11 protein-coding genes are annotated in these 21,313 nt (G+C 74.7%); 2 read left to right on the forward strand and 9 right to left on the reverse strand.

Annotated features, from left to right (window positions below):
* Positions 1-277: 277 nt before the first annotated feature.
* Positions 278-5,254 (forward strand): NAD-glutamate dehydrogenase, encoded by a 4,977-nt coding sequence (locus tag ACH4SE_RS09255; protein WP_398542706.1) that lies wholly within the window; start codon positions 278-280, stop codon positions 5,252-5,254.
* 86 nt (positions 5,255-5,340) lie between these two features.
* On the opposite strand, the gene ACH4SE_RS09260 is transcribed toward ACH4SE_RS09255, so the two are convergent.
* The 7 genes from ACH4SE_RS09260 to ACH4SE_RS09290 form a co-directional block, all read right to left on the reverse strand.
* Positions 5,341-6,840, reverse strand: coding sequence for a hypothetical protein (locus ACH4SE_RS09260; protein ID WP_398542707.1), 1,500 nt, complete (start codon positions 6,838-6,840; stop codon positions 5,341-5,343).
* A gap of 46 nt (positions 6,841-6,886) precedes the next feature.
* Entirely contained in the window at positions 6,887-8,425 is a 1,539-nt protein-coding gene (locus tag ACH4SE_RS09265) for a hypothetical protein (protein WP_398542708.1), read from the reverse strand.
* Positions 8,422-9,024, reverse strand: a complete 603-nt coding sequence (locus tag ACH4SE_RS09270) for a class I SAM-dependent methyltransferase (RefSeq protein ID WP_398542709.1) — start codon at positions 9,022-9,024, stop codon at positions 8,422-8,424. Before ACH4SE_RS09270 ends, ACH4SE_RS09265 begins: the two co-directional genes overlap by 4 nt.
* 24 nt (positions 9,025-9,048) lie before the next feature.
* Positions 9,049-10,074, reverse strand: a complete 1,026-nt coding sequence (locus tag ACH4SE_RS09275; RefSeq protein WP_398542710.1) for a glycosyltransferase family 2 protein — start codon at positions 10,072-10,074, stop codon at positions 9,049-9,051.
* Entirely contained in the window at positions 10,071-10,949 is an 879-nt protein-coding gene (locus tag ACH4SE_RS09280) for a glycosyltransferase family 2 protein (protein ID WP_398542711.1), read from the reverse strand. The genes ACH4SE_RS09275 and ACH4SE_RS09280 overlap by 4 nt, the downstream gene beginning before the upstream one ends.
* Entirely contained in the window at positions 10,946-11,329 is a 384-nt protein-coding gene (locus ACH4SE_RS09285; protein WP_398542712.1) for a DUF2304 domain-containing protein, read from the reverse strand. Before ACH4SE_RS09285 ends, ACH4SE_RS09280 begins: the two co-directional genes overlap by 4 nt.
* Positions 11,330-11,458: 129 nt before the next feature.
* On the reverse strand, positions 11,459-15,388 hold the full coding sequence (locus tag ACH4SE_RS09290) for a CDP-glycerol glycerophosphotransferase family protein (RefSeq protein WP_398542713.1): 3,930 nt from the start codon (positions 15,386-15,388) through the stop codon (positions 11,459-11,461).
* Between the two features lie 187 nt (positions 15,389-15,575).
* Between ACH4SE_RS09290 and ACH4SE_RS09295 the strand changes: the two genes are divergently transcribed.
* The gene (locus tag ACH4SE_RS09295; protein WP_398542714.1) at positions 15,576-17,822 is read left to right on the forward strand and encodes a CDP-glycerol glycerophosphotransferase family protein; all 2,247 of its coding nucleotides are present in this window, start codon (positions 15,576-15,578) and stop codon (positions 17,820-17,822) included.
* 190 nt (positions 17,823-18,012) lie between these two features.
* On the opposite strand, the gene ACH4SE_RS09300 is transcribed toward ACH4SE_RS09295, so the two are convergent.
* Positions 18,013-20,244, reverse strand: a complete 2,232-nt coding sequence (locus ACH4SE_RS09300) for a CDP-glycerol glycerophosphotransferase family protein (RefSeq protein WP_398542715.1) — start codon at positions 20,242-20,244, stop codon at positions 18,013-18,015.
* A gap of 108 nt (positions 20,245-20,352) precedes the next feature.
* Complete coding sequence (locus tag ACH4SE_RS09305; RefSeq protein WP_398542716.1) at positions 20,353-21,297, reverse strand: class I SAM-dependent methyltransferase; 945 nt, start codon at positions 21,295-21,297, stop codon at positions 20,353-20,355.
* Between the last annotated feature and the right edge of the window lie 16 nt (positions 21,298-21,313).

Below are 21,313 nucleotides of genomic sequence, written 5' to 3' on the forward strand. Positions count from 1 at the left end.
CGCAGGTCGGGGCCTGGTTGCGGTGCCGTTCTGTCCACCAGGGCCAAAGGTGGCCGGTGCATTTGTACGAAGACGTCGCCTGACAGGCCTCCCGGGCTGAGCGATAGCCTGGACGCCGTGATCACTGGTGATCCGTTCTCCGGGGGCAGGTTAGTGACGAGGCGCACGACCGACCTCTTTCCCGGCACAGCGTCGTCCCGTGGCGGAAACCCCGCGTACCGGTACGTCGTGCCATCAACCGACGTCACGCAATGGCGCGCGACAGGAGTCAGAAGACATGCAGAGCAAGCTGGACGAAACCAAGGCCGAGCGGCTGGCGCAGGCGGCGCAGGTCGGTGAGCACAGCCAGCAGGGGAGGCTGCCGGGCCAGGGACTCGACGCGGAGGCCCTGAGCGCGTTCCTCCAGCGGTACTACCTGCACAGCGCACCGGAAGACCTGGTCGACCGCGATCCGGACGACATCTTCGGGGCGGCGCTGTCGCACCACCGGCTCGCCGAGCTGCGCCCGCAGGGCACCGCGAACGTGCGGGTGCACACCCCGACGGTGGAGGAGAACGGGTGGCAGTGCAGCCACACCGTCGTGGAGGTCGTCACCGACGACATGCCCTTCCTCGTGGACTCGGTGACCAACGCGCTGACCCAGGCCAACCGGGCGATCCACGTCGTGGTCCACCCGCAGTTCACCGTCCGCCGGGATCTGACGGGCAAGCTGCTGGAGATCCTGCCCGCCGGCCCGGATCCGGACGCCGGGGGGCTGCCGCACGACGCGCTGGTCGAGTCCTGGATCCATGTCGAGATCGACCGCGAGACGGACCGGGCCGACCTCCAGGAGATCACCGCCGACCTGCGCCGGGTGCTGTCCGACGTGCGGGAGTCCGTCGAGGACTGGGCCAAGATGCGGCAGGCCGCGCAGTCCGTCGCCGACGAGCTGGCCGCGAGGCCGCCGCTGCTGCCGCAGCGGGAGATCGACGACGCGCTGGAGCTGCTCCGCTGGCTCGACGGCGACCACTTCACCTACCTCGGCTACCGCGAGTACGAGCTGATCACCGAGACCGCCGAGGACGGCAGCACCGAGGACGTGCTCGTGGCCGTGCCGGGGACGGGCCTGGGCATCCTGCGTTCCGACCCCCAGCACCCGCAGGCCGACAGCACCCACCCCGGCCACCCCGGGCACCCCAACTCCCCGTCCTTCAGCCGGCTGCCCGCGGACGCCCGGGCCAAGGCCAGGGAGCACAAGCTGCTCATCCTGACCAAGGCCAACAGCCGCTCCACCGTGCACCGCCCCTCGTACCTGGACTACATCGGGGTCAAGAAGTTCGACGCCGACGGGAACGTGATCGGCGAGCGGCGCTTCCTGGGCCTCTTCTCGTCCGCCGCCTACACCGAGTCGGTCCGGCGGGTGCCGGTGGTCCGCCGCAAGGTCGAGGAGGTGCTGGCGGGCGCCGGCTTCACCGCCGAGAGCCACGACGGCCGCGACCTGCTGCAGATCCTGGAGACCTACCCGCGCGACGAGCTGTTCCAGACCCCGGCCGACACCCTCCAGTCCATCGCCACCAGCGTGCTCTACCTCCAGGAGCGCCGCAAACTCCGGCTGTTCCTGCGGCAGGACGAGTACGGCCGCTACTTCTCCGCGCTGGTCTACCTGCCGCGGGACCGCTACACCACCGCGGTGCGGCTGCGGCTGACGAACATCCTCCAGGAGGAACTGGGCGGCCGCAGCGTCGACTTCACCGCCTGGAACACCGAGTCGGTGCTGTCCCGGCTGCACTTCGTGATCCGCATCGACCCCGGCGGTTCGCTGCGCGAGCTGACCGAGGCCGACGTCGAGCACATCGAGAACCGGCTGTCGGAGGCCACCAGGTCCTGGTCCGACGGCTTCGCCGAGGCGCTGGGCGCCGAGTGCGGCGAGGAGCGGGCCGCCGAACTGCTGCGCCGCTACGGGCAGGCCTTCCCCGACGGCTACCGCGCCGACTTCCCCCCGCGGGTCGCGGTCGCCGACCTCCAGCACTTCGAGAACCTCGGCGAGGACGACTTCACCCTCAGCCTCTACGAGCCGGTGGGGGCCGCGCCCGAGGAGCGCCGTTTCAAGATCTACCGCACCGGGGCGCCGGTGTCGCTGTCGGCGGTGCTGCCGGTGCTCCAGCGGCTCGGCGTCGAGGTGGTCGACGAGCGCCCGTACGCGCTGCGCCGGGCCGACGGATCACGGGTGTGGGTCTACGACTTCGGGCTGCGGCTCGACCCCGCGCTCGGCGACCTCGGCGAGGACGCCCGCGAGCGCTTCCAGGAGGCCTTCGCCGCGACCTGGACCGACCGCGCGGAGAACGACGGCTTCAACTCGCTCGTGCTGCGCGCGGGCCTGGACTGGCGGCAGGCGATGGTGCTGCGCGCCTACGCCAAGTACCTGCGCCAGGCCGGGTCGACCTTCAGCCAGGACTACATGGAGGACACCCTCCGCACCAACGTCCACACCACCCGGCTGCTGGTCAACCTCTTCCAGGCGCGGCTGTCGCCCGACCACCAGCGGGCGGGCAGCGAGCTCACCGACGGCATCCTGGAGGAGCTGGACGGGGCGCTCGACCAGGTCGCGAGCCTCGACGAGGACCGCATCCTGCGGTCCTTCCTCAGCCTGATCAAGGCGACACTGCGCACCAACTACTTCCAGCGGGGCGAGGACGGGCAGCCGCACCGCTACCTGTCGATGAAGTTCGACCCGCAGGCCGTCCCCGAACTGCCCGCGCCCCGCCCGGCGTACGAGATCTGGGTGTACTCGCCGCGGGTCGAGGGCGTGCACCTGCGCTTCGGCAAGGTCGCGCGCGGGGGGCTGCGCTGGTCCGACCGCCGGGAGGACTTCCGCACCGAGGTGCTGGGCCTGGTCAAGGCGCAGATGGTGAAGAACACGGTGATCGTGCCGGTCGGCGCCAAGGGCGGTTTCGTCGGCAAGCGGCTGCCCGACCCGGCCGCCGACCGCGACGCGTGGCTCGCCGAGGGCATCGAGTGCTACAAGACCTTCATCTCCGGGCTCCTGGACATCACCGACAACCTGGTGGGCGGCGAGGTCGTACCGCCGCAGAGCGTGGTGCGGCACGACGGTGACGACACCTACCTCGTGGTGGCCGCGGACAAGGGCACGGCGTCCTTCTCCGACATCGCCAACGAGGTGGCCGTCTCCTACGGCTTCTGGCTCGGCGACGCCTTCGCCTCCGGCGGCTCGGTCGGCTACGACCACAAGAAGATGGCCATCACCTCCTCCGGCGCCTGGGAGTCGGTCAAGCGCCACTTCCGGGAGATGGGTGTCAACACCCAGGAGGAGGACTTCACCGTCGTCGGTATCGGCGACATGTCCGGTGACGTGTTCGGCAACGGGATGCTGCTGTCGGAGCACATCCGGCTGGTCGCCGCCTTCGACCACCGGCACATCTTCCTGGACCCCAACCCCGACGCCGCCACCTCCTACGCCGAGCGGCGCCGGCTGTTCGAGCTGCCCCGCTCCAGCTGGGCCGACTACGACACCTCCGTCATCTCGACCGGCGGCGGGGTCTACCCGCGCACGGCCAAGTCGATCCCGGTCAGCGCCGCGGTGCGGTCGGCCCTCGGGATCGACCTGGGCACCGGCTCGGGCCCGGTCAAGCTCACACCCGCCGAGCTGATGAAGGCGATCCTCCAGGCCCCCGTCGACCTGCTGTGGAACGGCGGCATCGGGACGTACGTCAAGGCCTCCACCGAGACCCAGGCGGACGTCGGCGACAAGGCCAACGACCCGATCCGCATCGACGGCGCGCAGCTGCGGGTCAAGGTGGTCGGCGAGGGCGGCAACCTGGGCTTCACCCAGCTCGGCCGCATCGAGTTCGCCCGCTCCGGCGGCCCGGAGGGCACCGGCGGCAAGATCGACACCGACGCGATCGACAACAGCGCCGGGGTGGACGCCTCCGACCACGAGGTCAACATCAAGATCCTGCTCAACGGTCTGGTGATCGACGGCGACCTGACGGTCAAGCAGCGCAACGCGCTGCTGGCGGAGATGACCCACGAGGTCGGCAACCTGGTGCTGCGCAACAACTACGCGCAGAACGTCGCACTCGGCAACAGCATGGCGCAGGCCGGCAGCCTGCTCCAGGCGCACCAGCGGTTCATCCGGCGGCTGGTGCGGGACGGCCACCTGGACCGGGCGCTGGAGTTCCTGCCCACCGACCGGCAGATCCGCGAGCGGGCGAGCGCCGGGCAGGGCCTCAGCGAGCCGGAGATCGCGGTGGTCCTCGCCTACGCCAAGATCACCACGGCCGACGAGCTGATCGGCACCGGCCTGCCCGACGACCCCTACCTGCGCGGGCTGCTGCACGCGTACTTCCCCGTGCCGCTGCGCGAGCGCTTCGCCGCGCAGATCGACGCGCACCCGCTGCACCGCGAGATCATCACCACGCTGCTGGTCAACGACACGGTCAACACCGCGGGCACGACCTTCCTGCACCGCTTCCGGGAGGAGATCGGCGCGACCACCGAGGAGATCGTGCGGGCGCACACCGCCGCCCGGACGATCTTCGGGCTCAGCGGGATCTGGGACGAGGTCGAGTCGCTCGACAACCGGGTGACCGCCGACGTCCAGACCCGCATCCGGCTGCACTCGCGGCGGCTGGTCGAGCGCGCCACCCGCTGGCTGCTCAACAACCGGCTCCAGCCGCTCCAGATCGCCGAGACCATCGACCACTTCGAGGACGGGGTGGCAGCGGTCTGGTCGCAGCTGCCGAAGCTGCTGCGCGGCGCCGACCTGGAGTGGTTCGAGTCCGTGCACCGCGAGATGACCGGCAGCGGGGTGCCGGAGGACCTCGCCACCCGGGTCGCCGGGCTGTCCTCCGCCTTCCCGGCGCTGGACATCGTGGAGGTCGCGCACCGCAGCGGCAGGGAGCCGCTGGACGTGGCCGAGGTCTACTTCGACCTCGCCGACCGGCTGCAGATCACCCAGCTGCTCGACCGGATCATCCTGCTGCCGCGGTCGGACCGCTGGCAGTCGATGGCCCGCGCCGCCATCCGCGAGGACCTCTTCGCCGCGCACGCCGCGCTGACGGCCGAGGTGCTGTCCGCCGGGGACGACGTGGCGACGCCCGAACAGCGCTACCGGGCCTGGGAGGACCGGAATTCCGGGCTGATCAGCCGGGCGCGGACGACCCTGGAGGAGATCCAGGGCGCCGACGACTTCGACCTGGCCAGCCTGTCGGTGGCGATGCGCACCTTCCGGACGCTGCTGCGTACGCACCACTGAGCCGCCGCCGGGGGCGCACGGCACACACCGGCGTCCCCGGCCGGCCGGTCCGGGCCCGCACCGGCCGGCCGCGTGCCGGGGGGCTCCTACGGCGCGAGGCGGAAGAGGCGCTCACCCGTGCGCGGCGAGGTCGCGACCAGGGTGACGCCGCGCGGCGCGGGACGGGCCGCGGGAAGCAGCAGCCACTTCGCGCCGTAGCGGCGGGCGATGGCCGAGCGGCGGGCGGGGGAGGTGCCGCGGGCGAAGTACGCCCGGACGTCGGCCCAGCGGCGGTCCCGCTCGGCGGCCGGGGTGGAGGGGTCGGGCCACGTCGGGGCGGCCAGGAAGAGGCCGTAGGCGGGCAGCACGTGCAGCGGCACGTTGTCGTCCGTCAGGACGGTCGCGCCGGCCGGCACCCGGTCCGCGACCCACCGGTAGTCCGGCCAGCGCGCCGGGTGCGGGGTCGAAACGGGCAGCCAGCGCTGCGGCACCACCGCGCCGACCTGCGCGAAGAGCGCGAAGCCGAGGGCCACCGCCGCCAGCGGGGCGAGCGCCGCCCGCAGCCGCGTCCACGGCGGCACGGCCGCCAGTTCCAACGCGAGGGCGAACTGCGGCGGGACGAGCAGCAGCCCGATGGCCCGCCCGTAGGTGTAGTGCCCGCTCACCCAGCCGTAGCCGGTGAGGAGGGCGTCGGCGGCGAACATCAGCACCAGCGGGTCGCGCGGCAGCCGCCGCGCCCGCACGGCCAGGGCCGGCAGGCCCGCGAGGGCGAGGCCGTACCACTGCCAGGGGTGGGTGTAGAGGCGGCGGTGCACGGCGTCGACGGTGGTGTCGCCGGCCAGCGCGAAGACGTCGAAGTACGGCCACGCGGCCGCGGCCGCGACGCCCGCGGCCGCCGTGAGCCCCCAGCGCAGCCACACCGCCCGGCTCCATCCGCGCTGCCGCCCCGCGACGGTCGCCGCGATGCCCACGGCCGCGCCCAGCGCGGTGATCGGGTGGATCAGCAGCAGCGCCCCGCCCGCCGCCCCGAGCCCCGCGTGCTGCCACCGCGAGCCGCCGCGGCGGGCCAGCCGGTCGGTCCACGCCCACAGCAGGAAGGCCGCCCCCACCGCGAAGGTGCTCGGGTACGAGGCCCCGCGGGTCAGCGACCACACGCCGCAGAAGCCGCTCCACTCCTTGCCCTGCACCCCCCACAGCAGTGTGAAGGCCGGCAGGGCGAGGACCGGCGCGAGGCGGCGCGCGCTCAGTGTCCGGGCGTAGGCGCCGACGCCCGCGACGAGCACCGCCAGGTTCACCGGCCCCGCCCAGCGCACCGCCTGCCACCCGGCGGCCCCGGTCAGCCGCGCGGCCAGCCCCAGCGCGACGACGTACGGCGAGTAGTAGGGGCTCCCGGCGCCGGACTCGTCCAGCAGCGGGTTCGCCGGGTGCCACGGGTCGTCCCGGATCCGCTGGACGGCGGCGGCGTGCTGCCCGAAGTCCGACATCACCGGCGTGTGCCAGGCCACCACCGCCATCAGCAGCCAGAACGCGCCGCCGGCCAGCAGGTACGGCGACGGCCGCCACGCCAGCACCCGCGGCGCGACCGCGACCCGCGCCTCACCCGTCACCGGGCACCCCGCCCCGCACGCACCGCGAGAACCGCGAGAACCGCGCTCACGCCGTCGCCTCCTCCTCCGGGCGCGGCGGCGCCGGCCGCCCGCGGAGGGCCCATCTCCGGGGCGGCACCGGCTCCGCGGGCGGCCGGTCGGCGGGGTGGGCCGCGTCCAGCAGCGGCAGCGAGAGCAACCCCAGCAGCACCGGCGCCGCCATGTAGCGGAAGAGCCCGGCGGGCGTCGCGACCAGCACCGCGACCTGGAGCCCCGCGGTGGTCGCGGCGAGTGCGAGGGCGGCCCGCAGGGGCCGCCGCCGCATCACCCGGGCCACGATCAGGTACGTCGCCCAGCACCACAGCGAGCCCGTCCACAGCAGCCACGTCAGTTCCGGCGCGCGGGCGGCGGTGTAGGCCCACACGCCCGCGCGGTGCAGCGTCGCGGAGGGCGCGGCGGTGCGCAGCGCGGGCAGCCAGCGGCTGTGCGCCATGGGGTGGCCGGGCAGCGCGTAGCCGAAGCGGTCGGCGGGGATCACCGGGGGCTGGACGTAGATGTCGGTGGTGCGGTGGGGCAGTGCCCAGGCGATGCGCCCCCGGCACAGGTGCGCGGAGATCACCAGGTCGGGCCGCTTCTTGAGCACGTGGCCCCACACGTCCAGCAGCCGCGCGTTGAGGCGTTCGGCGGCGGCCCGGTCGAAGGGCGGGCCCATGAGCGGGTCGACCCAGGCGCAGTTGGCGCCGCCGCCCGACCAGTGCGACAGGGGTGCGACCTGCCGCATCACGGCGAGGTCGGGGCCGCGGAAGGACTGCGGGGCGCGGTGGTAGGCGACCGCGATGTCGGCGTAGTTGAAGGCGTAGTACGAGCTGGTGCGCGGGGCCTGGATGCCGATCGCCGGGTAGACGGCGAAGTTCAGGCCGAGCGCGAGCACGGTCGGGACCAGCGTGGCGGCGGCGATCCGGCGCCACCAGCGGGGGATCGCGGCGAGCAGCACCAGGCCCGCGACGAGCACCGCGGGGTAGGCGTTGTTGCGGAAGACCGACAGGCCCGTCATGGCGGCGGCCAGCATCCACCAGTGCAGTGCGGGCCGCTGCCGTGCGGCGAGGTGCGCGCACGCCCCGAAGGCGAGTACGGCGGCGATGCCGTAGGCGCTGTCCTTCCACACGAAGACGGCGAAGGTGCCGGTGGAGGGGATCAGCACGACGGCGAGCGCGGCGAGGCCCGCCCACCGGCCGCGTACCCCGAGCGCGCACAGCCCGTGGCAGGCGTAGCCGAGGCAGGCGGCCAGGACGGCGGTCTGGAGGAACGTCAGGGCGCCGAGCCCGCCGGTGGTCTGCAGCGACAGCCACACCAGCACGTCGTAGGCGACGGAGTGGTCGCTGCGCCAGTGACCCGTCGTCACCTGCCAGACGTACGTGACCGTGTCGAAGCTCATCAGGCCGGGGAGGAAGGCCAGCCACCACAGCAGCAGCACGAACTCGCAGGCCGCGGCCACCGCGACGGGCAGCCGGGCGTGCGGGGGGATGCGGTCGGCGGCGCGCCGCAGCGCGGCCGGCGCCGCCGGCAGGCGGCGGGCGCCGGCCCCCGGGGGCACGTCGACGCTCACCTGGCGGTCCGGCGGTCGGGCGAGGGGGCCGCGGGCAGGGTGCAGACCGCGACGAACTCGTTGTACTTGAAGAGGCGTCCGGCCCCGCGCGGCAGCGGGAAGGAGTACATCCGGCGTACCGCGAGGCCCGCGGTCGCCGCCTCCTTGGCCAGTTCCTCGAAGCCCACGTAGCGCACGTGCGTGGCGTCGCTCGCGAAGCCCGCCTCCTGCGGGGTGATCAGCACGGCCCGCCCGCCGGGCCGCACGTACGGCAGGTAGGCGGCCAGCAGCGCGGTGGCGGTGCCGGCGTCGAGGTGCTCCAGGACGTGCGCGCACAGCAGGGCGTCGAAGGAGCCGTGCGCGAAGCCGGCGGCGGTGAATTCGTCCGGGGTGTAGGCGGTCAGGCCGCGCTCACGGGCGGCGGCGACGGAGTACGCGTTGTGGTCGACGCCGACGCTGCCGGGCGGGCAGTGCTGGAGGTTGCGGCCCACCCCGCAGCCGACGTCCAGCACGGTGCCGAGCCGCAGCCGGCGCAGATTCCAGCGGTAGGGCGCCTGGGTGGGCAGCAGCCGCCGCCCGAGCAGGCGGGCGGTGTAGTCGGGGGTCGTGGTGTCGGACATCGCTGGTCTTTCACGCCTTTCACGTCACAGCTGGTACGGCCGGGGTGGCTGGTACGGGTCCTCCGGTACGGCGTGCGGCCCGGCCGCCCCCGCCGGGTCCGGCGCTCCGGGCGCGCCTGCGGGCATTGGTGCGGCCACCGGCACCGGGGCCCGCCGCGGGGCGAAGGCGTGCCGCAGCAGGGCCTGCGCCGCCGGGCGGGAGGACGCGGCGGCGGGCAGCAGCGTCAGGGCGTGCAGCCGGGAGGACCAGTGGCGGCGGGCGGCACGGGCGGCACGCGGCCAGCCGTGCGCGAGCAGGCGCGCGGAGGCGTCGAGGAAGAAGCCGCGGGCCTCGTCGAAGCGGGCGCCGGTCGCGGCCTGGGCGGCGGACGCGCTTTCCCCGTGCCGCCGGTAGCGGAAGCACACCTCGGGGTCGGTGGCCAGCCGCCCGCCGTCCAGCAGGAGCTCGACGACGACGGCCAGGTCCTGGATCACGCCGAGGTCGGCGCGGAAGGGGTGGCGGCGCAGCGCGTCGGTGCGCCAGCACACGGACGGGAAGTAGAGCCAGTTGCCGCGCAGCAGGGAGACCGCCAGGTCCTCCCCGGCGAGCAGCGCGGGGGCGTGCCGCACCCGGGCGGGCGCGTAGAGCCGCTTCTTCGCGGTGTCGGTGAGGGTGCGGCACGGCCGCCCGGCGGCGTCCACGACCTGCACGCCCGGCTGCACCATGGCGGCGCCGGGGGAGCGGCCCAGCGCGCGCCGTACCGTCCGCAGGTAGCCGGGCAGCATCAGGTCGTCGCAGCCCATGAGGACGACGTGCGGCGCGCCGGCCAGTTCGACGCAGCGGTTGAAGTTGCCCGTCACCCCGAGGTTGCGGGGGTTGCGCAGGTAGCGGACGCGCTCGTCGCCGAGTCCGGCGAACCACTCCGGCACGCCCGGCTCGCGGCCGTCGTCGACGACCGTGAGCCGCCAGTCGTCGCCGTCCTGCGCCTGCACGCTGCGCACCGCCGCCTGGAGCAGCGGCACGTCGCCGTAGTACGGGATCATCACGTCGAAGCGCACGCCGCCGCTCACCGGTGGGCCCCCGGGGTGCGGGGCATACGCGGCAGGTCGGCGCGGGTCGGGGCGGGCACCCGGCGGGTCAGCGCGAGCAGCAGCACCAGGCCGGTGCGGGCGAGGTAGACCAGGGCGCGGCCCGCGGACTGGCTGGGCGCGCCCGCGGCCCGCGGCCGCATCGCGACCGGCACCTGGCACACGTGGTAGCCGCGGCGCAGCGCGCCCACCATGCTCTCCACGGTGTCGCCCAGGTACTCGGCCGGGTACCAGCGGGCGAAGAAGGCGATGAGGTCGGCGTTGCAGGCCCGGAAGCCCGACGTGGAGTCGGTCAGGCGGGTGCCGGCGAGCGCGGACAGCACGAGCGACAGCAGCCGCATCGTCCAGCGCCGCGGTCCGCGCACCCGGTAGTCGCCGACGCCCGCGAAGCGCGCGCCGACGGCGAGGTCGGCGGTGTCCAGGGCCGCCAGCAGCGCGGGCACGTAGGCGGGGTCGTGCTGGCCGTCGGCGTCGACCTGCACGGCGGCGTCGTAGCCGTGGTCCAGCGCGTAGCGGTAGCCGGTGCGCATCGCGCCGCCCACGCCCAGGTTGTACGGCAGCCGGGCCACCATCGCGCCCGCGGTGCGGGCGGTCGCGGCGGTGAAGTCGGTCGACCCGTCGTCGACGACCAGGACGTCCGCCCACGGCACCGCCGTCCGCAGCTCCTTGAGGACGGCGGCGAGCCCGGCGGCCTCGTTCCACGCGGGCACGATGACCAGCACCCGGCGCGCCCCCTGCGGGTGGGCGGGGGCCCTCCGGGGCTCCGCGGACGTCCCCGCGGCCGAGTCCGTACGGGCGCCGCCGCCCCCTCCGGCGCCGAGGCCGGCGCCCGCGTCGAATCCCGCGCCCGACCTCATCCGGAGCGCTCCGGGCGCTGCGCCGCGGCGGGGGCGGGGGCCGGGCCGGTGGTGTCGATCTCCGTCCTGAGCAGGGCGATCTCCTCGGCCAGCGTCCTGGTCTTCTCCTCCAGGCGGCTGGACTCCCAGCTCAGGTGCAGGCACACCAGGAGCAGCAGCACGATGCCGGCGAAGAGCACCAGGCTGACGCCCGACTTGATGCCGACGCTGCCGGCGACCGAGTCGAGCATCCACGGGAAGAGCCCGAGCGGGACGACCGCCGAGCCGACCGCGAGCCACAGGGCCGCGTACTTCTCCTTGAGCTGGTGGCGGCGCAGCAGCTCCAGGATGCAGGCCAGCAGGGCCAGTCCGGTGAGGGAGGTGATCACGGACAGCTGCACGGCGACGGCCTCCAGGAAGGGCGGGGGTGCTGGGGCGCAGGGGGCATGGGGGACCAGAGGGGTGAGAGGGAGGGGCGGGGGGCCGCGCGGGGGGCGGGAGAGGAGGCGGGGCCGCTGTGCCCCGCCTCATCAGATCCGCGGCCCGCGCAGAATCAAGTCCGCCACGCGGGCGGCGGCACCGCCGTCGTCCAGATGGCAGAAGGCGGCGCGGAAGGCGTCGTACGCGGCCCCGTACGGCCCGACCGCGGCGGCGGGGTCGCGCAGCGCGGCGGCCAGCTCCGCGGTGTCCGTCAGCAGCGGGCCCGGGGCCTGCGCCTCGAAGTCGAAGGCGAAGCCGCGCAGCGTGTCGCGGACGTGCGCGAGGTCCGGGGCGAGCAGGAGGATCGGCCGCCCGGTCACCGCGAAGTCGGCGAGCAGCGAGGCGTAGTCGGTGACCAGCACGTCCGCGGCGAGGAGCAGTTCGGCCAGGTCCTGGTGGCCGGACACGTCCCGTACAAAACCGGTGCCGTCCGGCGCGGCCGGCACGGTGTCGGCGACGCGCGGGTGGGCGCGCACCAGCAGCACGTGCGTGTCGCCGAGTTCGGCCTCCAGCGCCGCGAGGTCGGCGGCGAGGTGCAGCCGCTGGTGCGTGGCGTCGTAGGCCTCGTCGTCGCGGACGGTCGGCGCGTACAGCACCACGGTGCGGCCCGGCGGCAGGGCGAGCCGGGCGCGCACCTCCTCGGCGACCTTCTCCCGGTCCTCGCCGCTGAGCAGGTCGGTCCGCGGCAGTCCCGTCTCCGCCGTCTCGCCGTGGAAGTCCAGCGCGCGGCGCAGCACGGGCGTGCTCTGGGCGTTCGGGGAGAGCAGCAGGCTCCACTGGTCGCCGCGGCGCGGCTGCGGCCACATGTGGGTGAGGTCCGCGCACAGCGTGCCGGCCAGGTCCTGGCCGAAGCGCTTGACGGGGGAGCCGTGCCAGGTCTGCACGACGTGCTGGCCGTCGCGGCGGCGGAAGAAGGCCGGCAGGTGGGTGTTGGTGACGACGCAGCGGCTGCGCGCCAGCGCCTCGTACCACGCGTGACTGCCGATCACCACCGCGCGGGCGGAGGACGGGACGGGCACCCCGCGGTCGGCGACCGCCCACACGTGCTCCATCGCCACACCGCGCCGCACCAGTTCGCCGTGCACGGCGCGCGGCGAGTCGTCGCAGCGGCGGCCGTCGAAGCTGCTGTAGAGGACCGTCTCCGTCAGCTCGCGCCGCGCCAGGACCGGGTAGCGGTGCTCGCGCAGCAGCCGCTGCCGGTACGGGCCGCGGTCCCCGTCCGGGGCGGGGTCGCCCGCGGCGACGAACAGGTGGTCGTGGAAGCGGCGGTCGACGGTGACCGGCCGGGCGCCCTCCGCCTCCGGGAGCGCCAGCGGCAGCAGGGGCATCGCGGCCGGCGCGATCCGCACGGGGGTGTCCCGGCCGTCCGCCCGCAGGTGCAGGTACCAGCGGCCGGCGTGCCGGAGGGCGCCGACGTCGACGGCCGCGGAGAACCGGACACCGCTGCCCGGCTCCCTCCGGACCTCGGCGCCCGTCTCGGCGCCGTACGTGCCGTGCCGCAGCACGAGCCGCATGGCCCCGGGGTCCGCGGCGGTTTCCGTCCGCGCGTCCGGGTGCGCTTCGGGCTGCGGGTCCGTGCCGGGCTGGGTGGCGGGGTGCGGTGCGGCTGAGGGGTCCGCGGCGGGCTGCGGCTCGGTGTCCGGGGCGGTTTCCGTCCGCGCGCCCGGGTGCGCTTCGGGCTGCGGGTCCGTGCCGGGCTGCGGCTCGGGTTCCGCGGCAGCTGCGCCGGCGGGTTCCGGGTGCGGGCCGGACCGGGGTCCCGCGGCTGCGGTGGGCCCTGCGGCGCCGTCCGCAGGGCCCGGCTCGGTGGTCGTGGCCTGCGCGGACGCGCGGTCGCTGCCGGGGGCGGCCCCGGCCGTCACCGCACCTTCGTCCGCGTCCCCCGGCGCCCCCGGCGGCAGGACCAGGGGGGTCGGCAGCTCGCCCTCGACGAGGAGGCGGCCGTCCGGGGTGAGGGCCAGGCGGTCGGCGACGGCGTGGGGGATGCGGTCGCGGAGCACCAGGTTGCCGGCCGCCGTGCCCTCCACGGACAGCTCGCGGGGGACGGGCCCGCCCGTGCCGCGCTCGTCGGCGGGCAGCGGGTAGCGGCCCGGCGGGAGGTCGCGGTCGAGGGCGACGCGGGCGGTGCCGCCGTTCGGGAGGACGAGCTCGGCGGTCCATGTCGCCGTCGTCTCCGGCGCGACCTCCTTGGGCAGCCCGGTGTGGTCGGGCCGCGCGCGGCCCAGCCGGGCGAGCGGCACCTCGGCGGTCAGCGGCGTCCAGCCGCCCGACGTCCCGCCCGGCTCCAGCCGCACGTCCAGCACGGAGCCGCCGGCCTGCTGGGCGAGCCGCAGCGAGACGGGCAGCGGGGTGTCGCGGATGTCGAGCTCCAGCCGCACCGTGCCGCCGTCGCCGGGCCGGTGGCCGGTGAGCCGGCGGGTGACGGGCTCGACGGACAGCAGCAGCCGCCCGTCCCTGTACCAGGGCACCAGCCGGATGTCGTCGGTGAGCGGGAAGGGCACGGGGGAGGAGCCGGCGCCGGTCTCGGCGGCGCGCAGGGCGGCCGGGCGGACGCCCGCGGCGCCCGCGACCACCACGCCGATCCGCCACTGCCCGGGCTTCCACTGCCCCTGCTCGCGCAGCCGCGCGGGGTCGAGGGTGATCTCGAAGCCCGACCAGTCGTAGCAGTGGCGTTCCTGCCGCTGCTCGTCGGTGACGTCCGGCACCCGGACGGTGCGCAGCGGCAGCAGCAGCCGGCGCCGCCCGCACGTGGCCACCGCCGTGGTGAACTGCGCGTGGCGGCTGCGGACGTCGGCGTTGCGGACGTACGCGTAGCCGGTGAGCACGATCTTGCCGTCGCGGCGGCGCAGGTCGCGCAGCCGGGCGACGACGGGGAGGTCCTTGCGGCCCACGGCGGTCGCCGCGCGGGACAGCGGTACGGGGGTGCCGTCCGGACGGGGCAGGGCGGCGCGCTTGCGCAGCGGCGGACCGGCGAGGTCGAAGACGGTGCGGCCGCCGTGCCGTTCGTGGGCGAGGACGTCGAGGAGGTCGTCGAGCCGGCCCTCGCGGATCAGCTCCCAGCGCATCCGCAGCTCGACGGGCAGGCCGGGGAGGACGCCGGGGTCGACACGGCTGAGGTAGTCCGCGGCACGGTCCATGAAGACCCGCCGGTAGTCGGGGCCCGCCATCGGCAGCGCCTCGATGAAGTAGAGCAGGTCGTCGGTGAGGACGGAGCGGTCGTAGTCCCGCTTGTACCTGCTCCAGCGGGTGTTGGCGGGGTCGGCGAGGAAGCGGGAGACGCCGTCGACGGCGGCGATGCGGTCGGTGACGCCCTTGACGTCGGTGCGCCGCCGGGTGATCGAGCCCTCGCGGATGCGCCAGTAGTACACGTGCTCGTGGGAGACGTCCACGGCCTCCGCGAGGAAGTGCGCGGGGATCGTCACCGGTGTGTCCTCGTAGAGGACGCCCTCGGGGAAGGCGAGCCGGTGCCGGTTCCAGAAGTCGCGGCGGAAGACCTTGTTCCAGGCCACCCGGTCCGACAGCAGGCCCAGGTCGCGGGTGATGTGGGTGCGGCTGACGGTCCTCGTCATGCCGCGGTGCTGCCAGGCCTGGCTGCGGCCGGCGGCGGTGAGCCGGTAGACGTTGCCGGTCGCGAAGTCCGAGCCGGAGCGGTCCAGCAGCGCGGTGAGCCGGTCGTACGCGTGCGGGGGGAGGACGTCGTCGCTGTCGGCGAAGGTCAGGTACTCCGTCTCCGGGTGGGCGTGCCGCGCACCGGTGTTGCGGGCGTGGCCGAGACCGCCGTTGTCCTGGGAGACCACGCGGAAGCGGGAGTCGCCCGCGGCGAACGCACGGGCGATGTCCGCACTGGCGTCCGTGGACCCGTCGTCGACGATCACCACGTCGAGGGCGGCCAGCGTCTGCGCGGCGATCGACCGCAGGCACTCCTCCAGGTACTGCTCGACGTTGTAGACGGGCACGACAACGGTCAGGCGGGGCGTCATGGGACGGCAACGCTCCTTTCAGTGGCGGCGGCAGACCATGCCGTGTGGTTCAACTCGCCGCGCCCCGAGCGGTCACCGAAGGTAGGCCGAACGAGCGACACGGCACCGTGTTTCGACACAGAGTGCCCGTGTGATTACTCTCGGAGGCTGTCCCGTGCCGGAAACCGCCGATCTGTCCAGGATGGTCATGCCACGCTTCAGCGTCGTCGTCCCCGCCCACCGAGCGCAGGGCTACCTGCGCGTCTGCGCCGAGTCGGTCCTCGGCCAGTCCTACGGCGATCTCGAACTGGTCGCCGTCGACGACGCCTCGCCCGACGCGTCCGGCGCGGTCATCGCCGACCTCGCCGCCGCCGACCCGCGGGTCCGCCCCGTCCGGCTCGACGTCCACCGCGGCACCGGGCTCGCGCGGGACGCGGGCGCCGCCCACGCCACCGGCGACTACCTGCTCTTCCTCGACGCGGACGACCTCATGACGCCCGGCACCCTCGCCGCCGTCGACGCCCGCCTCGCCCGCACCGGCGACCCGGACGTGCTGCTCTTCGACCACGAGCGCTTCACCGTGTGGGAGAACGTCCAGGAGAGCGGCGACGGCGGCTTCCTGGCCGCCGCCGGCGAGAGCGTCTTCACCGCCGCCGAACGGCCCGGGTGCCTCGCGTGCCACCCCGCCGCCTGGAACCGCGCGGTGCGCCGCACCCACTGGACCGCGCACGGCTTCGCGTTCGGCGACGCCCCCTACGCCGACATCGCCGTCGCCGCCCGGGTGCTCACCACCGCCGAGCGCGTCGCGTGCCTGGACCGGGTGTGCGTACGGTGGCGCAAGCGCCGCTCCGGCAGCCTCAGCACCACCCGCGGCCGCCACCACCTGGCCGTCCTCGACCGCTACGACGAGCTCTTCGCCGAGATCACTGCCGCACCGCAGCGCGCCGCGCTCTACGGGCAGATGACCGCGCAGCTCATGGCCGTCGGCGAGGACCGGCTCACCCCCGACGCCACCCCCGAGTTCGTCCGCGGCGCCGGCCGGCTGCTCGGCGCCCACCGCCCCGCCGGCTGGACGGCGCCCGAGCCCGGCCAGGCCCGGTGGGTACGGGCCGCGGGCAGCGGCTCCTACCCGCGCTACCGCGCCGCCCTGGCCCTGCGCACCCTCGCCGGCGGCGCCGCCCGGCGGCTGCGGGCCCACCGGCACGGCCTGGCCCGCGCCGTCCACCAGCGCTACTACCGCATGCGGCTGCGCCGCCCCATCGACCCGAACCTCGTCGTCTACGCCGCCTACTGGAACCGCGGCGTCGCCTGCAACCCCGCCGCGATCGCCCGCAAGGCCGCGGAGATCGCCCCGCACCTGCGCGCCGTGTGGGTCGTCAACAAGCGTGACCGGGACGCGCTGCCCCCCGGCACCGACCACGTCGTCGTCAACACCCGCCGCTACTGGGACGTCCTCGCCCGCGCCCGCTACCTGGTCAACAACGCGAACTTCACCGGCACCGTGGTCAAGCGCCCCGGCCAGACGTACGTCCAGACCCACCACGGCACCCCGCTCAAGCACATGGGCATGGACCTGCGGGCCAGGCCCGCCGTCGGCAAGGGCATGAGCTTCGGGCGGCTGCTCGACCACGCCGACCAGTGGGACTACTCGCTCGTCGCCAACCAGCACTCCGCGGAGGTCTTCGACCGCGTCTACCCCAGCGGCTACACCACGCTGCCCAGCGGATACCCGCGCAACGACGTCTTCTGCACCGCGGGCGCCGAGCAGGTGCGCGCCGCGCGGCAGGCGCTCGGCATCGCCGACGGCACGGTCGCGATCCTCTACGCACCCACCCACCGCGACTACCAGCGCGACTTCGTGCTGCCGCTCGACCTCGAACGCCTCGCCCGCGAACTCGGCCCCGGGCACACGCTGCTGGTGCGCGCGCACTACTTCTACGGGGAGAGCCCCGAGCTCGCGGCGCTGCACGCCGCGGGGGCGGTCGTGGACGTCTCCGCGCATCCGTGCGTGGAGGAGCTGTGCCTGGCGTCCGACGCGCTCCTCACCGACTTCTCGTCCCTGATGTTCGACTACGCCAACCTGGACCGGCCGATCGTGATCCACTCCGCGGACTGGGCGGCCTACCGCGCCGCGCGGGGGGTCTACTTCGACCTGCTGTCCGGCCGGCCCGGCGAGACGCCGGGGGCCGTCGCCGCAGACGAGACCGCCCTCGCGGCGGCGTTCCGCTCCGGCGCCTACGCGGACGAGGCCGCGGCCGCGCTGCGGGCGGCCTTCCGCACCCGCTTCTGCACGTGGGACGACGGGCTCGCCGCCGAGCGCGTCGTCCGCCGCGTCTTCCTCTCCGAGGAGGGGCTGCTCCCCTACCGGCCGCCGGGGGACCGCCGCCCGGCGCCGTCGCCCGCGGCGTGCCTGGCCCCGCCGCAGCCCCCGGCCCCCGCGGTGCCGGCGCCCTGACGCTCCGGCCCGCCCCTGCTGCGGCGCCCGCGGCCTTCCCCGGTGGGGGGCCGCTCGCGCCTTTCCCCGCGCCGCTGGTGTGCTGCGCTGCGCGGCATGCGCGAGCCCCTGCTGCGCCGGGCACGCGCTGGTGCGGGGCGCGGGGAGCGGCGCGACAGGCCCCCACCCACCGCGAGGTCCGCGGCCGGACTCAGGGGGCCGGGCGGACGGTGCCGCGGGCCGGGGCCGGGGGCAACCCCGGGACGGGGGTGCGGTCGGGGAGGGGGACGACTGCGGGGAGCCCGCCCTCCTCGGAGAGGAAGACGCGGCGGACGACCCGCTCGGCGGCGTGCCCGTCGTCGTACAGGCAGAACCGCGCCCGGAAGGCCGCCCGCAGAGCCCCCGCCGTCTCACCGCGGTACGCCCCCGTCGCCAGGATGTCGGTCAGCTCCTCCTGGGTGCGGGCGACGAGCCCGGGCGGCGCCGCGGTGACGTCGAAGTACACCCCGCGGGTGGCCACGTACGTCTCCCAGTCGGGGACGTGCAGGACGATGGGCCGGTCGAGCCCGGCGTAGTCGAACATCAGGGACGAGTAGTCGGTGACGAGCCCGTCGGAGGCCAGGCACACCTCCTCCGCGCACGGGTGCCCGCTGACGTCGATGACCCGCGGGTGGGCCGCGGGCGGCGCCGCGTGGAAGTAGTGGGTGCGCAGCAGCAGCACGACGGAGGGGCCGAGTTCCTCGGCGAGCCGGGACAGGTCGAGCAGGGGGCGGAAGCCGCGCTCGTAGTCGCGGTGGGTGGGGGCGTAGAGGAGGGCCGTCGCGGTGCGGGGGATGCCGAAGCTGTCGCGCAGGGCCAGGACGTCCTCGGGGGTGGCCCGGTGGAAGATGTCGGTGCGGGGCTGGCCGTACTCCAGGCAGGTGAAGGCGGCGGGGTAGGCGCGCTCCCACACCAGGCTGGAGTGGCGGTTGGCGGAGACGCTGTAGTCCCAGCGGTCGACGTGCCGCAGCATCCGTTCGAAGTCGATGCCGCGGGCGGCGGCGGGGTGCGGCATCAGGTCGATGCCCATGTGCTTGAGCGGGGTGCCGTGGTGCGTCTGGACGTTGACCTGGCCGGGGCGCTTGGCGTAGCGGCGGTGGAAGTTGACGTTGCTGACCAGGTAGGTCGCCCGCGCCATCGCCTTCCAGTACGCCGCCGAGCCCGGTTCGAGCCGGCGTACCCCGGGCGGGACGGTGTGCGCGTACGCCCGGGTCGTGATCCACGCGGTGCGCATGTGCGGGGCGAGCTCGCGGACGGCGGCCTCGATCGCGGCGGGGTTGCAGGCGTAACCGCGGTTCCAGTAGGCGGAGAAGACCGCCAGGTCCGGGTCGAGCGGGCGGCGGCGCTGGAGCAGGTAGTAGGCGTGGACGGCGGCGGTCCGCAGCCGCCGCCCGGCTTCCCCGGCGCGGCGGCGTGCGCGCAGCCCCGCACGGTGGAGCGCGCCGAGGGCCAGGAAGGTGCGCCGGGCGCCGAGTGAGAACAGCAGGTAGCGCAGGTCGCTGCGCCGGGTGGGCGACAGCCGGAGGTCCGCGGGCCGCAGCTTGCGGTACTGCGCCCGGCAGCGGCGGAAGAAGTCCGGGCGCGAGGACCGCGGCAGCCGGTCGGGCAGGGTGAAGACCGTCGTGAGGTGGTCGAGCATCCGACGGAAGAGCGCCGGGCGCCAGCGCTCCAGCTCCGGGTGGGCGTCGAGGAAGGCGAAGATCCGGTCGTACTGCCTGAAGATCTCGAAGTGCCGGCGGCTGGTCGTGCGCACGATGCTCCGCTTGCGGCGCTGCCGGTAGTGCACGCACACCCGGTCCAGCAGCGCGATGCTCTGCGCCATCATCAGCGCGGGGTACGTGCACGGCACGTCCTCGTAGTAGCCGGGCGGGAAGGTCAGCCCGGTGCGGAGGAGGAAGTCTCTGCGGTACGCCTTGTTCCACGCGACCATGAGCAGCCGCAGCAGCTCGGGGCGCTCGGCGAGCGTGAAGACCTGCGGGTCGGTCTGCGCGAGCAGCGCCGCGAACTGGTTGCGTTCGGCCCGGCCGTTCCAGTACGTGCGCTCGTAGTCGAAGACCAGCAGGTCGGGGTGGCCGGTGGCGTCGATGCGGGCGGCGACGGCGGCGAGCGCGCCGGGCGCGTAGGTGTCGTCGCTGTCGAGGAAGAGGACGTACTCGCCCGTGGCGCGGGCGAGCCCGGCGTTGCGGGCCGGGCCGAGGCCGACGTTCTCCGGCAGGTGCAGCACGGTGACGCGGGGGTCGCGGGCGGCGTAGGCGTCGGCGATCTCCCCGCTGCCGTCCGGCGAGCAGTCGTCCACCACGATGACCTCGATGTCGCCGTAGGACTGGCCGAGCACGGAGTCCAGGCAGGCGTGCAGGTAGGCCTGCACGTGGTAGGCGGGCACGATGACGCTGAAGCGGGGCACAGCAGCACATCCAGGTTCGGCGCGGGGGCAGGGAGGCTTACGACCGCATACGCGAGGAATGCGGCGTGTGACGCTATATATCCTGCGAACGCGCGGCCGCCCCGGTGGTTACGCCTGGTGGCGCAGTGCCGCCCGAAGCCTTACCAAGCCTTGGGCCACGAACGGCGGCAGCACCGCGAGGGCGAACCGCCGCAGCGGCGACCGCCGCCGTACGGACGCCGGCTCCGGCTGCGGCAGCTCCGGCGCGGCCGCGCCGGCGGCCGGTTCGGCGGGCCGGTGCCGGGAGACCGGGTGCGGCGGCGGTTCGGCCCGGGTGCCCTTGACCCGCACCAGCGTGCCGCCGGCCACCGCCTCGGTGCCGTGCCACAGGTCGTCGCGGCCGGCCAGGAAGGCCAGCAGCGCCTCGCGCACGGGGGTGGGATCCCCCCAGGTGCCGTAGAGCTTGGTGCCGGTCACGCACACCGGGTTGAGGCCGCCGGTGGCGACGGCCTCCCACACCGCGGCGGCCACACCCGGGCAGTGCTCGGAGCGGTAGTCGTCGAGTGCCACGATGCCGTGCGGGTGCAGCAGTGCGCGGGCGCTGTCGATGTCGCCGCGCACGTGCTCGTACAGGTGCGAGCCGTCGATGTGCGCGAAGCGGCAGCTGGCCGCCGGCACCCGGTCCGGCACGACCGACGACAGGCCCTGGACGACGGTCGGCAGGGTGTCGTGGAAGGACAGGTAATTTGCCTCGAACGAGCGACGCGTGAGCGTCGGGTAGGAGTAGCGCATCTCCGCGGAGTTGGCGTCGTCCTGCGCCGGGGAATCGAACAGGTCGCAGACGGTGAAGGTCTCGCCGTCGCGCAGGTAACCGCCCATGAAGATCGCGCTCTTGCCCATGTAGGCGCCGATCTCCAGCAGGTCGCCGGGCTCGGTCAGCTCCAGCTGCCGGGTCAGGAACCAGTCGAAGAGCACCTGGTCGGCGGGGAAGAACCAGCCCTTGACCTCGTCGAGCGAGGCGGGCGCGGGAAGCTGCTCGCCGGCCGGTCCGGCGGCGGCGGGGGAGAGCGTCATGGGGATCCGTTCGAAG

The organism is Streptomyces sp. NPDC020983 (assembly GCF_044333485.1).
Lineage (GTDB): Bacteria > Actinomycetota > Actinomycetes > Streptomycetales > Streptomycetaceae > Actinacidiphila.